General features: G+C 61.3%; 16 protein-coding genes. 10 read left to right on the plus strand and 6 right to left on the minus strand.

The genetic code is table 11. From position 1 onward, the window contains the following. Positions 1-25: 25 nt before the first annotated feature. The 4 genes from OH720_RS29875 to pilG all read right to left on the minus strand — a co-directional run bounded on the left by OH720_RS29875 (position 26) and on the right by pilG (position 3612). Positions 26-2086 (minus strand): methyl-accepting chemotaxis protein, encoded by a 2061-nt coding sequence (locus OH720_RS29875; protein WP_442967250.1) that lies wholly within the window; start codon positions 2084-2086, stop codon positions 26-28. A 154-nt stretch (positions 2087-2240) separates the two neighbouring features. Continuing rightward, positions 2241-2774, minus strand: coding sequence for a chemotaxis protein CheW (locus OH720_RS29880; RefSeq protein ID WP_272603879.1), 534 nt, complete (start codon positions 2772-2774; stop codon positions 2241-2243). A 10-nt stretch (positions 2775-2784) separates the two neighbouring features. Then, positions 2785-3150 carry a twitching motility response regulator PilH gene (gene pilH, locus OH720_RS29885; RefSeq protein ID WP_007897961.1) on the minus strand — a complete coding sequence of 122 codons (366 nt, stop codon included), beginning with the start codon at positions 3148-3150 and terminating at the stop codon, positions 2785-2787. 57 nt (positions 3151-3207) lie between these two features. Continuing rightward, positions 3208-3612, minus strand: coding sequence for a twitching motility response regulator PilG (gene pilG / locus OH720_RS29890; RefSeq protein WP_008063477.1), 405 nt, complete (start codon positions 3610-3612; stop codon positions 3208-3210). A 234-nt stretch (positions 3613-3846) separates the two neighbouring features. On the opposite strand from pilG, the gene gshB reads away from it, so the two are divergent. The 7 genes from gshB to OH720_RS29925 all read left to right on the plus strand — a co-directional run bounded on the left by gshB (position 3847) and on the right by OH720_RS29925 (position 9844). Next, positions 3847-4800 carry a glutathione synthase gene (gene gshB / locus OH720_RS29895; RefSeq protein WP_008063478.1) on the plus strand — a complete coding sequence of 318 codons (954 nt, stop codon included), beginning with the start codon at positions 3847-3849 and terminating at the stop codon, positions 4798-4800. 64 nt (positions 4801-4864) lie between these two features. Further along, complete coding sequence (locus OH720_RS29900) at positions 4865-5764, plus strand: energy transducer TonB (protein WP_272603880.1); 900 nt, start codon at positions 4865-4867, stop codon at positions 5762-5764. A 180-nt stretch (positions 5765-5944) separates the two neighbouring features. Beyond that, positions 5945-6517: a YqgE/AlgH family protein gene (locus tag OH720_RS29905; protein WP_008063482.1), complete on the plus strand. Its 573-nt coding sequence runs from the start codon at positions 5945-5947 to the stop codon at positions 6515-6517. Next, a complete protein-coding gene (ruvX, locus tag OH720_RS29910) occupies positions 6517-6954 on the plus strand; it encodes a Holliday junction resolvase RuvX (RefSeq protein ID WP_020797382.1) in 438 nt (145 codons plus the stop codon). Before OH720_RS29905 ends, ruvX begins: the two co-directional genes overlap by 1 nt. Before the next feature lie 86 nt (positions 6955-7040). Next, the gene (gene pyrR / locus OH720_RS29915; RefSeq protein ID WP_008063485.1) at positions 7041-7544 is read left to right on the plus strand and encodes a bifunctional pyr operon transcriptional regulator/uracil phosphoribosyltransferase PyrR; all 504 of its coding nucleotides are present in this window, start codon (positions 7041-7043) and stop codon (positions 7542-7544) included. A gap of 27 nt (positions 7545-7571) precedes the next feature. After that, a complete protein-coding gene (locus tag OH720_RS29920) occupies positions 7572-8576 on the plus strand; it encodes an aspartate carbamoyltransferase catalytic subunit (RefSeq protein ID WP_008063486.1) in 1005 nt (334 codons plus the stop codon). Beyond that, on the plus strand, positions 8573-9844 hold the full coding sequence (locus tag OH720_RS29925) for a dihydroorotase (RefSeq protein WP_272603881.1): 1272 nt from the start codon (positions 8573-8575) through the stop codon (positions 9842-9844). The genes OH720_RS29920 and OH720_RS29925 overlap by 4 nt, the downstream gene beginning before the upstream one ends. An 85-nt stretch (positions 9845-9929) precedes the next feature. Here the strand turns inward: OH720_RS29925 and OH720_RS29930 are convergent, their stop codons facing one another. Next, positions 9930-10358 carry an NINE protein gene (locus tag OH720_RS29930; RefSeq protein ID WP_272603882.1) on the minus strand — a complete coding sequence of 143 codons (429 nt, stop codon included), beginning with the start codon at positions 10356-10358 and terminating at the stop codon, positions 9930-9932. A 249-nt stretch (positions 10359-10607) separates the two neighbouring features. On the opposite strand from OH720_RS29930, the gene OH720_RS29935 reads away from it, so the two are divergent. Then, entirely contained in the window at positions 10608-11225 is a 618-nt protein-coding gene (locus tag OH720_RS29935; RefSeq protein WP_272603883.1) for a C40 family peptidase, read from the plus strand. A 130-nt stretch (positions 11226-11355) separates the two neighbouring features. On the opposite strand, the gene OH720_RS29940 is transcribed toward OH720_RS29935, so the two are convergent. Further along, entirely contained in the window at positions 11356-12390 is a 1035-nt protein-coding gene (locus tag OH720_RS29940; RefSeq protein WP_272603884.1) for a type IV pilus twitching motility protein PilT, read from the minus strand. A gap of 56 nt (positions 12391-12446) precedes the next feature. Here OH720_RS29940 and OH720_RS29945 point away from each other — a divergent pair, with 56 nt between their 5' ends. Further along, on the plus strand, positions 12447-13133 hold the full coding sequence (locus tag OH720_RS29945) for a YggS family pyridoxal phosphate-dependent enzyme (RefSeq protein ID WP_272603885.1): 687 nt from the start codon (positions 12447-12449) through the stop codon (positions 13131-13133). A gap of 34 nt (positions 13134-13167) precedes the next feature. Further along, positions 13168-13986, plus strand: coding sequence for a pyrroline-5-carboxylate reductase (gene proC / locus OH720_RS29950; protein WP_272603886.1), 819 nt, complete (start codon positions 13168-13170; stop codon positions 13984-13986). The last annotated feature ends 17 nt before the right edge of the window (positions 13987-14003 follow it).

Below are 14003 nucleotides of genomic sequence, written 5' to 3' on the forward strand. Positions count from 1 at the left end.
CAAGATAGCCGTGCCCGGGGGCGGTTCAAGCTTTGTCCGCGACCGGCGCCTGGGTTGCCGGCAAGGTGAAACCGGACACCGAACGCCGCAACTGGCTGGCCATTTTTGCCAGGTTGCCGATGCTCTCGGCAGTGGCGGTAGAGCCGGACGAGGTCTGCGAGGTGATCTGCTGGATCACGTTCATCGTCAGGGAAATCTGACCGGCAGACGACGTCTGTTGTTGCGCCGCGTTGGAAATGCTCTGGATCAGCGCCGCCAGGGTCTTGGATACCCCTTCGATTTCTTCCAGGGCCACACCGGCATCCTGCGCCAGACGCGCGCCACGCACCACTTCGGTGGTGGTCTGTTCCATGGAAATCACCGCTTCGTTGGTGTCGGCCTGAATCGCCCGCACCAGGGTCTCGATCTGCCGCGTGGCGGCCGAAGAGCGTTCCGCCAGGCGCTGCACCTCGTCGGCGACCACCGCGAAACCACGCCCGGCATCACCGGCCATGGATGCCTGGATCGCCGCATTGAGGGCGAGGATGTTGGTCTGGTCGGCAATATCATCGATCAAGCTGACAATATCGCCGATTTCCTGGGAAGACTCGCCAAGGCGCTTGATTCGCTTGGCGGTGTCCTGAATCTGTTCGCGGATGTTGTCCATGCCATGGATGGTGTTGTGCACCACCTCGTTGCCCTTGTTGGCGATCTCCACCGAACGCTCGGCCACCGCCGAGGATTCCGCGGCGTTGGCCGACACCTGGTCGATGGACTCAGCCATGTCGTTGATCGCGGTGGAGGCTTCGGAAATCTGCTGGGCCTGATGTTCCGAGGCCTGCGCCAGGTGCATCGCAGTGGCCTGGGTTTCCTGCACAGCGGCAGCGACCTGGCCGGCCGTCAGGTTGATCGTTGCCACCAGGTCGCGCAGTTGGTCCACGGAATAGTTGATCGAATCGGCAATGGTCCCGGTGAAGTCTTCAGTCACCGTGGCGGTCACGGTCAGGTCGCCGTCGGCCAGGTCTTCGATTTCGTCGAGCAGGCGCATGATCGCGTTCTGGTTGCGCTCGTTCTTTTCGGCAGTTTCGCGCAACTGGCGATTGGTTTCGCGCACCATCACCAGGCCGATGAGGATGATCGACATCAACGCCCCCAGGCCCAGGACATAACCGCCGATGGTGTCGGTGTCACGTCCCCCGGCGAGGTTTTCGAAGCCGCTGGCCAGGTGGGAAGCTTCATCGAGCAGGGTTTGCGACAGGCTGAAGATGTTGGTGGCCGACTCACGAACCTTGAACAGCTCAGGGGAGGTTTCGAGGATTTCGTCCACGGAGCCGGAGACGAACTCGAACAACTCGGAAATCTCGATCAACCGCGCGCGCGCGTCGCGGTCCTCGACCTGGCTGACCCGCAGTGCCGCGTTGCCCTGGAGCATGCCGTTGAGCACCTGGCCGAAGCGCGCCGCATCGCGGCCGAACGCATCGGCGGCCTGCTGTGAGTTCTCGTCGCCGGACAGTACGGTATTGACCGCACCTAAAATTCGCTCGGCCAGCAGTGATTGACGCTGGGCCATCGCCACCTGCGCAGCCGGGGCGCCACGTTGCAGCAGGGTTTCCACCACTTTTTCGTATTCAACCTGCAACTGCGGCACGGTTTCGGCCAGGGTCGCGGCGACCTGATGCAGCGACAACACCGTCTGTTCGCTGGACAAAATGGCGTCGGTGTTTTTCAGCAGGCGTTCCCAGTCCAGTTGTACGGCGCGCATTTCCGGACGCACGCTGGCCGGTGCCGGTGGCAGGCCGGTGGCGGGGTCGCCTTTCTTCAGATAGCTCCAGCGCCGGGCAAAATCGTTGCGCGCATCGCTGAGCAACTTGAACGCCGCCGCCTTGCCGGCAGCGGCTTCGGTGGCATTCTTGGCAATGCGCTGGGACAGCACGCGCAACTCACCGGCGTGGCCGATGTACTGTTTGTCGTAAGTGGCCTGGGTGTTGAGGTACGCGAAGTTGGCGAACAACAACATGATGAAGATAATCAGTGCGATAAACAGCGCGATGATCTGCGACCGACTGCGCGACGCTTCCATGGGCTTGCCTGATTTTGCTTTTGTCATCGGTCTTCGCCTGTCCTGCCCAATTCACTCAATGCCCCCCTACCCTTGTAGGAGCGAGGCTTGCCCGCGAAGCAGGCGCTGCGGTTTTACAGGAATACCGCGTCATCGTTCTTCGCGGGCAAGCCTCGCTCCTACAAGATCAGCGATGCCGTGTTTATACCGCGACGCTCATGAACCCCTGCGACCGCGCCAGCGCAAACAGGCTGAACACCTGCCAGCCCTGCTCGCGTTGAAACCGGCCGGTGATGAACGGTGCGATCGGCCCGCCCAAGCCGTCTATTGGCTGCAGACTGTCCCGGGCAAAGTGCTGCAAACCAACGACCTCATCGACCAGCAGCCCGGCAAACACGTCTTCATGCTCCACCACCAACACCCGTCGCTGCTTGCGTGCTGCCGAGATTTCCTGGCCAAGAAAGCCGCACAAATCAATGATCGGCAACAAACGCCCGCGCAGATTGGCCACGCCCTTGACCCAAGACTTGACCCCCGGTACCAGGGTAAAACGCGGTTCGTGCAACACTTCACCGACTTCGCCCATGGGCGCGACGTACCAGTGTTCGCCCAGGCGAAAACCGATGCCGCTCCAGCTGTCCTGGCGGGTCGGCTGGGACGGCAAGTCCGCCGCCAGCAAGCGACAGCGCCGGTCGATCTGCAGCAGCAGTTCGAAGGCGGTCAGTGATTCGCTCATGACCCTGTGATCAACCGGCCAGCACGTTGTTCAGGGTCTTGATCAGGGTGTCTTCGTCGACCGGCTTGGTCAGATAGTCCTTGGCCCCTTGGCGCGTGCCCCAGACCTTGTCGGTTTCCTGATCCTTGGTGGTGATGATGATCACCGGGATGTGTCCGGTTTCCGGGTCTTTGGTCAACTGGCGGGTCGCCTGGAAACCGTTGAGCCCGGGCATGACGATATCCATCAGCACCGCGTCGGGTTTTTCCTGGCGGGCCAGGGCCACGCCGTCTGCGCCATTTTCGGCTTTCAATACTTCATGACCGTGCTTTTCCAGCATGCCGGTCAGTTTGTACATTTCGGTCGGCGAATCGTCGACGATCAGGATACGTGCCATGGTCTTCCCCATTCTTGTCGGCGCAGGGCCCAATGGCCGAGCGTCACTGTAGGTGTCTTACTGCGGCAAAACAGCGGCAAAGCCCGGAACATGGGCCTGTATCGCGTTCAGCAGTTCTTCCTTGCTGAAAGGCTTGGTCAGGAACTGGTCGGAGCCGACGATGCGCCCCTTGGCCTTGTCGAACAGCCCGTCCTTGGATGACAGCATAATCACTGGCGTGGACTTGAATGCACTGTTGTTCTTGATCAATGCGCAGGTCTGATAGCCATCCAGGCGCGGCATCATGATGTCGACAAAGATGATACCGGGGTGGTGATCGGCGATCTTGGCCAGGGCATCGAAGCCGTCGATGGCCGTGATGACCTCACAACCCACATTCTTGAGCAGTGTTTCGGCGGTGCGGCGAATCGTCTTCGAATCGTCGATCACCATGACCTTCAAGGCGCTGGGTTGCTTTTCCATAGGTGCTCTACCGTCGCCTTTACGAATCTATTTGTCCATCTGCAGGGCATCGAGGGCTCGAAACCCTTGATGCTCAAGGGCCGGCACAACATGGCAGCCTTTTTAGCACAGTCTCCAAATCCAATCTATCGGCCGGCCCTGGCAGTGGTTTTTCCTTGACCGGGAACACACTCAGCGCCACTCTGACGCCACTTTTTGATTGCTACCAAGCCCCCAAATTTCGAGGAATAACCCATGAGCGTTCGTGTCGGGATTGTCATGGATCCTATCGCCAGCATCTCCTATAAAAAGGATAGCTCGCTGGCCATGCTGCTGGCCGCACAGAAACGCGGCTGGGAACTGTTCTACATGGAGCAACGCGACCTGTACCAGGCCGAGGGTCAGGCACGGGCGCGGATGCGTCCATTGAAAGTGTTCGCCAACCCGGAAAAATGGTTCGAGCTGGAAGCCGAGCAGGACAACCTGCTGAGCGACCTGGACGTGATCCTGATGCGCAAGGACCCCCCCTTCGACATGGAATTCGTCTATTCCACCTATTTGCTGGAACAAGCCGAGAGCGCCGGCGTGCTGGTGGTCAACAAGCCGCAGAGCCTGCGTGACTGCAATGAAAAGCTGTTCGCCACGCTGTTCCCGCAGTGCACGCCACCGACCATCGTCAGCCGTCGCCCTGACGTATTGCGCGAATTCGCCGACCATCATGGCGACGTGATTCTCAAGCCGCTGGACGGCATGGGCGGGTCCTCGATCTTCCGTCACACCGCCGGCCACCCGAACCTGTCGGTGATCCTCGAAACCCTGACCCTGCACGGCCAGCAGCAAATCATGATCCAGGGCTACCTGCCCGCCATCGTCGATGGCGACAAACGCATCCTGATGATCGACGGCGAGCCGGTGGACTACTGCCTGGCACGCATTCCCGCTGCCGGTGAAACCCGTGGCAACCTCGCCGCTGGTGGCCGCGGCGAAGCCCGTCCATTGACCGAGAAGGATCGCTGGATCGCAGCACAAGTCGGCCCGACCCTGCGCGAAAAAGGCCTGTTGTTTGTCGGCCTCGATGTGATCGGCGAGCACCTGACTGAAATCAACGTCACCAGCCCGACCTGCATCCGCGAAATCGATAACGCCTTCGGTACCGATATTGGCGGCATGCTGATGGATGCCATCGATCAGAAGCTAAAGGCCCGTTGAAAAGCCAAACCAACATTGCGTTATCATGCGCGGCCTGTGAAAACGTGATGTTGGTTTCCTTGTCATGACCCTCCCGTCCGATCTGCCCCCCGAACTCGCCCACCACGGCGTGCGCCCGGCCGATCGCCTCGGATTTACCCTGTTTCTGGCGGCGTTGGTGCACCTGGCCTTATTACTGGGTGTCGGCTTCACGATGGTCGAGCCCAAGCAGATCAGTAAAACCCTGGAAATCACCCTCGCCACCTTCAAAAGCGAAAAGAAGCCGGAAAAGGCCGATTTCCTCGCCCAGGAAAATCAGCAAGGCAGCGGCACCCTGGACAAGAAGGCCATCCCCAAGACCACCGAGATCGCGCCCTTCCAGGACAACAAGGTTCAGAAAGTCACACCACCGCCAGCGGCCAAGCCTGAACAGCAGGAAGCCCCGCCCAAGGCGGCCGTGACCACCGTCGCGCCGAAGCCGAAGAAAGCCGCGGCGAAAACCGAAGAGCCCAAGCCCGTCACCAAACCTGCGGTGGCGGCACCCACATTTGATAGCGAACAACTGTCCAGCGACATCGCCAGCCTCGAAGCCGAACTGGCCCAGGAACAACAGTTGTACGCCAAGCGCCCGCGCATCCACCGTTTGAGCGCCGCCTCGACCATGCGCGACAAGGGCGCCTGGTATAAGGATGAATGGCGTAAGAAGGTCGAGCGCATCGGTAACCTCAATTACCCCGACGAAGCCCGGCGCAAGCAGATTTACGGCAACTTGCGCCTGATGGTCTCGATCAACCGCGACGGTTCGCTGTATGAGGTGCTGGTACTGGAGTCCTCCGGGCAACCGCTGCTGGATCAGGCGGCCCAGCGCATCGTGCGCCTGGCAGCGCCGTTTGCCCCCTTTACCGGGGACCTGTCGGACATCGATCGACTGGAAATCATCCGCACGTGGAAATTTGCGCGTGGCGACCGCCTCTCCAGCAACTGACCACCACAAATCCCCCTGTAGGAGCGAGCCTGCTCGCGATAGCGGTCTGTCTGACACATCAATTTTGAATGTGCCGCCGTCATCGCGAGCAGGCTCGCTCCCACATTGGATCGATGAAGCCTGCCAAATTGCGGCATCCCCGGCTTGTCAGTTCGTCCCTCCAACGCCACACTAGCGTTCATGAAAAACGTCAGCCCCAGCTACCTCAAGCATCACTTCCTGATCGCCATGCCTCACATGGTCGACCCGAACTTTGCGCACACCTTGACCTACATCGTCGAGCACACGGCCAATGGTGCCATGGGGCTGGTGGTCAACCGTCCGCAGGACCTGAACCTGGCCGATATCCTCGAGCAATTGCGCCCGGACATCGAGCCGCCAGCGCTCTGCCAGCACGTGCCGATTTTCATCGGCGGTCCGGTACAGACCGATCGCGGCTTTGTCCTGCACCCCAAGGGCCAGAGTTTCCAGGCGACCGTTGATCTGGAAGGCGAACTGTCCTTGTCGACCTCCCAGGACGTGCTGTTCGCCATCGCCGATGGCGTCGGCCCGGCGAAAAGCGTGATCACCTTGGGTTATGCCGGTTGGGAAGCCGGGCAACTGGAGGCCGAACTGGCTCAGAACGCGTGGCTGACTTGCCCGTACGACGCCGACATCCTGTTCAACACCAGCAGCGAGCTGCGCCTGGAAGCGGCGGCCAAGCACCTGGGCGTCAACCTCAGCCTGCTCACCAGCCAGGCGGGGCACGCCTGATGGCCCTGCGGTTGATTCTGGGATTCGACTACGGCACCAAACAGATCGGCGTTGCGGTTGGCCAGGTCATCACCGGCCAGGCCCGCGAGCTGTGCACCTTGAAGGCACAAAACGGTATTCCCGACTGGGATCAGGTCGAAGCGCTGATCAAGGAGTGGAAACCCGACGCCGTGGTGGTCGGCCTGCCGCTGAACATGGACGGCACGCCCAGCGACATGTGCGCCCGCGCGGAAAAATTCGCCCGGCGCCTGAACGGTCGCTTCAACCTGCCCTTCTACACCCACGATGAACGCCTGACCACCTTCGAGGCCAAGGGCGAACGCCTGGCCCGGGGCGGGCAGAAAGGCAGCTACCGCGACAACCCGGTGGATGCCATCGCCGCCGCCCTGCTGCTGCAAGGCTGGCTCGACGAGAACAGCGCGCTGTTCCAATCCTAATCCTGAAGAGCCGTCACCCGTCTCTTTTAGCTACAACCCGAGCCACCTGCGGCAACGACCCGGCTCGGGCCCAAGAAGGAGCAACCATGAGCCTGCCCAATCCCGCCGAACTGATCAGCCAGATGGCGATCCGTCTCAAGGCACACCTGGAACACCGTGGCATCAGCGAACCGCGCTACATCGGCATTCGTACCGGTGGCGTGTGGGTTGCCCAGGCCCTGCTCAAAGAGCTGGGCAGCGCTGAACCTCTTGGCACACTCGACGTTTCCTTCTACCGCGACGACTTCAGCCAGAACGGCCTGCACCCGCAAGTGCGCCCGTCGGCCCTGCCGTTCGAGATTGAAGGCCAGCACCTGGTGCTGATCGACGACGTTCTGATGAGCGGGCGGACCATCCGCGCCGCCATGAACGAACTCTTCGACTATGGTCGCCCGGCCAGCGTGACGCTGGTATGCCTGCTGGACCTGGACGCCGGAGAACTGCCGATCCGCCCGAACGTACTGGGTGCGACCCTGTCCCTGGCAGCCCACGAGCGGGTGAAACTGTCGGGGCCGGAACTCAAGCTCGAACTGCAAGACCTCGCCCTTTAATTCGCCCTATTGAGAGTCCCCCTCGCGATGACGCCTCCAGATACCAAGCGCCCGCTGCAGCTCAATGACCAGGGCCAGCTGCGCCACTTCCTCTCGCTCGACGGTTTGCGCCGTGAGCTGCTGACGGAAATCCTCGACACCGCCGACTCGTTCCTCGAAGTCGGCGCCCGGGCGGTGAAGAAAGTCCCGTTGCTGCGCGGCAAGACCGTGTGCAACGTATTCTTCGAAAACTCCACCCGCACCCGCACCACCTTCGAACTGGCGGCCCAGCGGCTGTCGGCGGACGTGATCACCCTGAACGTGTCGACATCGTCGGCGAGCAAGGGGGAAACCCTGCTCGACACCCTGCGCAACCTGGAAGCCATGGCCGCCGACATGTTCGTCGTACGCCATGGTGATTCCGGCGCCGCACACTTCATCGCCGAACATGTTTGCCCACAAGTGGCGATCATCAACGGCGGCGACGGCCGTCACGCCCACCCGACCCAGGGCATGCTCGACATGCTGACCATCCGCCGGCACAAGGGCGGCTTCGAAAACCTTTCGGTGGCCATCGTCGGCGACATCCTGCACTCGCGGGTAGCGCGCTCGAACATGCTGGCCCTGAAAACCCTGGGTTGCCCGGACATCCGCGTGATCGCGCCGAAGACCCTGCTGCCGATCGGCATCGAGCAATACGGCGTGAAGGTCTACACCGACATGACCGAAGGCCTGAAAGACGTCGACGTGGTGATCATGCTGCGCCTGCAGCGTGAGCGCATGACCGGCGGCCTGCTGCCGAGCGAGGGCGAGTTCTACCGCCTGTTCGGCCTGACCACCGCGCGCCTGGCCGGCGCCAAGCCGGATGCCATCGTCATGCACCCGGGGCCGATCAACCGGGGTGTGGAAATCGAATCTGCAGTGGCTGACGGCCCGCACTCGGTGATCCTCAACCAGGTGACCTACGGCATCGCGATTCGCATGGCCGTCTTGTCCATGGCCATGAGCGGTCAGACAGCGCAACGCCAATTCGAGCAGGAGAACGTTCAGTGAAGCTCAGCATTCTTGGCGCCCGCGTCATCGATCCGGCCAGCGGCCTGGATCAAGTCACCGATATCCACATTGAAGCCTGCAAGATCGTCGCCCTTGGCGCTGCGCCAGCCGGTTTTGTCGCCGTCGACACCATCGATGCCGCAGGCCTGGTGGCCGCCCCTGGCCTGGTCGACCTTAACGTCGCCCTGCGCGAACCGGGCTACAGCCGTAAAGGTTCGATTGTCAGCGAAACCCGCGCCGCTGCTGCCGGTGGCGTGACCAGCCTGTGCTGCCCACCAAAAACCAAACCGGTACTGGACACCTCGGCAGTGGCCGAGCTGATCCTCGACCGCGCCCGCGAAGCCGGTAACGCCAAAGTGTTCCCGATCGGCGCACTGAGCAAAGGCCTGGACGGCGAGCAGCTTGCAGAGCTGGTTGCCTTGCGCGATGCCGGTTGCGTGGCCTTCGGCAACGGCCTGGAGAGTTTCCGCAACACCCGCACCCTGTGCCGGGCGCTGGATTACGCGGCCACCTTCGACCTCACGGTGATCTTCAACTCCCAGGACCACGACCTGGCGGAAGGCGGCTTGGCCCACGAAGGACCGACCGCGAGCTTCCTCGGCTTGCCGGGCATTCCGGAAACCGCCGAAACCGTGGCCCTGGCCCGGGATCTGCTGCTGGTTGAACAAACCGGCGTGCGCGCGCACTTCAGCCAGCTCACCAGCGCGCGGGGTGTAGCCCTGATCGCCCAGGCCCAGCAGCGTGGCCTGAAGGTCACGGCGGATGTCGCCCTGTACCAGTTGATTCTGACCGACGAAGCGCTGATCGATTTCAGCAGCCTCTATCACGTGCAGCCACCGCTGCGCACCCGCGCCGACCGTGAGGGTTTGCGTGCCGCCGTTAAGTCTGGTGTGGTTTCAGCCATTTCCAGCCATCACCAACCCCACGAGCGGGACGCCAAACTGGCGCCGTTCGGGGCTACCGAGCCTGGCATCAGCAGTGTTGAACTGCTGCTGCCGCTGGCGATGACCTTGGTTGAAGACGGCTTGCTCGACCTGCCAACACTGCTAGCGAGACTCAGCGCCGGCCCTGCCGAGGCCTTGCGCCTGCCGGCGGGCAAGCTGGCGGTGGGTGGCGCGGCGGATATCGTGCTGTTCGACCCGGCGGCCTCGACCGTGGCCGGTGAGACCTGGCTGTCCAAAGGCGAGAACTGCCCGTTCCTGGGTCACAGCTTGCCGGGCGTGGTGCGCTATACACTGGTAGACGGCCGGATCAGCCACCAGGCATAAAACCGCGTCGTCCCAATCGCTGGCAAGCCAGCTCCCACAGGGATCACCTAAATCCTGTGGGAGCTGGCTTGCCAGCGATGACGTCCTAGAAGGCGCTTCTATTCTGAGCGTTGCGAACCGATACCTGATCGTTCAACGTCCAGAAGTCATACAACACCCCCAGAAAGAACAACCCACCCGTCACCAAGTATAGCAACCCGCTGATCCACTTCCCCTGATACATCCGGTGCACACCGAACACCCCGAGAAACGTCAGCAGGATCCACGCCACGTTGTATTCGATGGGGCCAGCGGTAAATCGCAGGTCCGCTTCACGGTCCATGGCCGGGATCAGGAACAGGTCGATCAACCAGCCGATCCCCAGCAAACCGAAGGTGAAAAACCAGATCGTCCCGGTCACCGGCTTGCCGTAATAAAAGCGGTGAGCACCGGTAAATCCGAAAATCCACAGCAGGTAACCGATCACTTTGCTGTGGGTGTCTTGATGCGGGATGGGCGGTTGATAGGTGTTCATGGAGGACCTCGATTCACACGATAGATAAATATTCTTTAAATCTTTGTGACTTTTTTACGAGCAGCCGACGTATGGCAACTGATACTGTCCCTTCCGCCAAACCCTTATGGCACCTGACTTCTGTCAGACAATTGCGTCAATTTACCGCTCATTTGGTTCCGTTAGACCCAGATGGAATCGACCAACGGCCTCGGAATGCCAAAAAAAGCTGTTATAAAGTTTCGCGCTAACTTATACGAGCCCTGCCTAATGCGTCCATTTTTCAAGACATGGCTAACCATTTGCCTATTATTGCCACTGGCCGCCCACGCCACCAATCGTGAGCAACGTCTTCCGAACGTTAATGGTTACACCCAGAAATCCCATGCTGCTGCTCCTTCGAGCAAAAGCAAGAAATCGCTCAAACTGGCTCCAGAGCTGGTCAGCAAAAGCAGCCTGGTGCCGCCGATGGCGACCCGGGAAAGCAGCAACGTGCTGAGCCGCGCCGTCAACGTCCTCGGTACGCCGTACCGCTGGGGCGGCAGCAGCCCGAGCAAAGGCTTCGACTGCAGCGGCCTGGTGAAATACGCGTTCAACGACGCCACGTTTGACCTGCCACGTACCTCCAATGCCATGGCCAGCGGTCATGGCGAGAAAGTCGATCGCAACGATTTGAAACCGGGCGACCTGATTTTCTTCAACATCAAGAGCCGTCGAGTCAATCACGTTGCCATCTACCTGGGCAACGACCGCTTCATCCACGCACCACGCCGTGGCAAGTCGGTGAGCATCGACACCTTGAAGAAACCGTACTGGGAAAAGCACTACGTAGTGGCCAAGCGGGTTCTGCCGAAAGATCAGAAAGCGATGCAGGTTGTTCAGCGCTGACCTGAGTTTCCGGGCCTGACCTGGAATTTTCATTGCTTGTGGTGGCCTCATCGCGGGCAAGCCCGCTCCCACAAGGATCGCTTATATCCTGTGGGAGCGGGCTTGCCCGCGATGGCGTTTCTAAATCCCTTCAGAAGTTATCCGGCGACCGCGCCTTCTCCCGCGCCTGCTCGCGACTGATCAGGCCCTTGGTCACCAACTCCTTCAAGCCCATATCCAGCGTCTGCATTCCCAGCGACCCGCCCGCCTGAATCGACGAGTACATTTGTGCCACCTTGTCTTCCCGGATCAGGTTACGGATCGCCGACGTTCCGAGCATGATCTCGTGGGCCGCGACCCGACCTCCCCCAATCTTCTTCACCAGGGTCTGGGACACCACCGCCAGCAACGACTCGGACAACATCGAACGCACCATCGACTTCTCGTCCCCCGGAAACACGTCGATGATCCGGTCGATGGTTTTTGCCGCCGAGGTGGTGTGCAGCGTGCCGAACACCAGGTGGCCGGTCTCGGCAGCGGTCAAGGCCAGGCGGATGGTTTCCAGGTCACGCATCTCCCCCACCAGGATCACGTCCGGGTCTTCGCGCAGGGCCGAACGCAGGGCTGTGGCGAAACTGCGGGTATCGCGGTGGACTTCACGCTGATTGATCAGGCATTTGCGCGATTCGTGGACAAATTCGATAGGGTCTTCGATTGTGAGGATGTGGTGATGGCGATGGCTGTTCAGGTAATCGATCATCGCCGCCAGGGTGGTGGACTTGCCGGACCCCGTCGGCCCTGTCACCAGGACCAGGCCGCGTGGCGCGTCGGTCATCTTGCGAAACACTTCGCCCATGCCCAACTCTTCCATGCTCTGGACCCTGGACGGGATCGTGCGAAAGACCGCTCCGGCACCTCGGCTCTGATTGAAGGCATTGACCCGAAATCGCGCGACACCCGGCACATCAAAGGAAAAGTCGGTTTCCAGGTGCCTTTCGAACGCGACCCGCTGGGCGTCGTTCATGATGTCGTAGATCAGCGCCTGCACTTCCTTGTGGTCCAGGGCCGGCAAGTTGATGCGCCGCACATCGCCATCGACGCGAATCATCGGCGGCAGGCCTGCCGACAAATGCAGGTCGGATGCGCCTTGTTTGGCGCTGAATGCCAGCAACTCAGTGATATCCATAGCACCCCTCAATTCCAGTAGAATGCCGCCAACCTCAGACCGCTGGCGCCTCTTGAATGTCCACGATAGCAGACAACATTGAACAGGTTGGTTCACGCATCCGTGCCGCCGCCCTCGCCGCCCACCGCGATGAAAACAGCGTCCAATTGCTGGCCGTGAGCAAGACCAAACCCGCACAGGCGCTGCGTGAAGCCTATGCCGCGGGCCTGCGCGACTTTGGCGAAAACTACCTGCAGGAAGCACTGGGCAAGCAGCTTGAACTGAGCGACCTGCCCTTGATCTGGCACTTCATCGGCCCCATTCAATCGAACAAGACTCGCGCAATCGCCGAGCACTTCGCCTGGGTGCATTCCGTGGACCGCCTGAAAATCGCGCAACGCTTGTCCGAACAACGCCCTGCCGATCTGCCGCCCTTGAACATCTGCATCCAGGTCAACGTCAGCGGTGAAGCCAGCAAGTCCGGCTGCACCCCGGCGGACCTGCCGGCCCTGGCCAACGCCATCAGCGCCTTGCCGCGCCTGAAATTGCGCGGGCTGATGGCCATTCCCGAGCCGACCGAAGATCGTGCCGCCCAGGATGCCGCTTTCGCTGCCGTGCAAAGCCTGCAGGCCAGCCTGAATCTGCCGCTCGACACACTTTCCATGGGGATGAGCCACGATCTCGAATCGGCCATCGCCCAGGGCGCCACCTGGGTGCGGATCGGTACCGCACTGTTTGGCGCCCGCGACTACAGCCAGTCGTAAATATGGCCATCCCACTTATTGATAAGGACCTGACATGAGCAAGACGCGTATTGCCTTTATCGGTGCCGGCAACATGGCCGCCAGCTTGATCGGCGGCCTGCGGGCCAAAGGTCTGGAAGCCGCGCAGATCCGCGCCAGCGATCCGGGCGAAGAAACCCGCGCCCGTGTGAGCGCCGAACATGGCATCGAAGTATTCGCCGACAATGCCCAGGCCATTGAAGGCGCCGATGTGGTCGTGCTGGCGGTCAAGCCCCAGGCGATGAAGACTGTTTGCGAAGCCATTCGCCCAAGCCTGAAGCCCTCGCAACTGGTGGTGTCGATCGCCGCTGGCATCACCTGCGCCAGCATGAACAACTGGCTCGGCACCCAGCCGATCGTGCGCTGCATGCCCAACACGCCGGCGCTGTTGCGTCAGGGCGTGAGCGGCCTGTTCGCGACCGCCCAGGTGACAGCTGAACAACGCCAGCAAGCTCAAGAGCTGCTATCGGCGGTTGGCATTGCCCTGTGGCTGGACGAGGAACAGCAACTGGATGCGGTCACCGCCGTTTCAGGTTCCGGCCCTGCGTACTTTTTCCTGCTGATCGAAGCCATGACCGCCGCCGGCGTCAAACTCGGCCTGCCGGCAGACATCGCCGCCCAACTGACCTTGCAAACCGCCTTGGGCGCCGCCCACATGGCGGTGTCCAGCGACGTCGACGCCGCCGAACTGCGCCGCCGCGTCACTTCGCCCGCCGGCACCACCGAAGCCGCGATCAAATCGTTCCAGGCCAATGGCTTCGAAGCACTGGTCGAAAAAGCCCTGGGCGCCGCCGCGCACCGCTCGGCCGAGATGGCTGAGCAACTCGGTCGCTAATCAGCACTTAATAAGGA

Origin of the sequence: Pseudomonas sp. WJP1 (assembly GCF_028471945.1) — a bacterium.
GTDB lineage: Bacteria > Pseudomonadota > Gammaproteobacteria > Pseudomonadales > Pseudomonadaceae > Aquipseudomonas.

Coding starts and splice junctions, on each gene's coding strand:
- pilH (WP_007897961.1), bottom strand. CDS start 3,150: ATGGCACGTATCCTGATCGTCGACGATTCGCCGACCGAAATGTACAAA.
- OH720_RS29945 (WP_272603885.1), top strand. CDS start 12,447: ATGTCCACGATAGCAGACAACATTGAACAGGTTGGTTCACGCATCCGT.
- OH720_RS29935 (WP_272603883.1), top strand. CDS start 10,608: ATGCGTCCATTTTTCAAGACATGGCTAACCATTTGCCTATTATTGCCA.
- OH720_RS29905 (WP_008063482.1), top strand. CDS start 5,945: ATGAAAAACGTCAGCCCCAGCTACCTCAAGCATCACTTCCTGATCGCC.
- gshB (WP_008063478.1), top strand. CDS start 3,847: ATGAGCGTTCGTGTCGGGATTGTCATGGATCCTATCGCCAGCATCTCC.
- proC (WP_272603886.1), top strand. CDS start 13,168: ATGAGCAAGACGCGTATTGCCTTTATCGGTGCCGGCAACATGGCCGCC.
- OH720_RS29940 (WP_272603884.1), bottom strand. CDS start 12,390: ATGGATATCACTGAGTTGCTGGCATTCAGCGCCAAACAAGGCGCATCC.
- OH720_RS29875 (WP_442967250.1), bottom strand. CDS start 2,086: ATGACAAAAGCAAAATCAGGCAAGCCCATGGAAGCGTCGCGCAGTCGG.
- OH720_RS29930 (WP_272603882.1), bottom strand. CDS start 10,358: ATGAACACCTATCAACCGCCCATCCCGCATCAAGACACCCACAGCAAA.
- OH720_RS29920 (WP_008063486.1), top strand. CDS start 7,572: ATGACGCCTCCAGATACCAAGCGCCCGCTGCAGCTCAATGACCAGGGC.
- OH720_RS29880 (WP_272603879.1), bottom strand. CDS start 2,774: ATGAGCGAATCACTGACCGCCTTCGAACTGCTGCTGCAGATCGACCGG.
- pyrR (WP_008063485.1), top strand. CDS start 7,041: ATGAGCCTGCCCAATCCCGCCGAACTGATCAGCCAGATGGCGATCCGT.
- pilG (WP_008063477.1), bottom strand. CDS start 3,612: ATGGAAAAGCAACCCAGCGCCTTGAAGGTCATGGTGATCGACGATTCG.
- ruvX (WP_020797382.1), top strand. CDS start 6,517: ATGGCCCTGCGGTTGATTCTGGGATTCGACTACGGCACCAAACAGATC.
- OH720_RS29900 (WP_272603880.1), top strand. CDS start 4,865: ATGACCCTCCCGTCCGATCTGCCCCCCGAACTCGCCCACCACGGCGTG.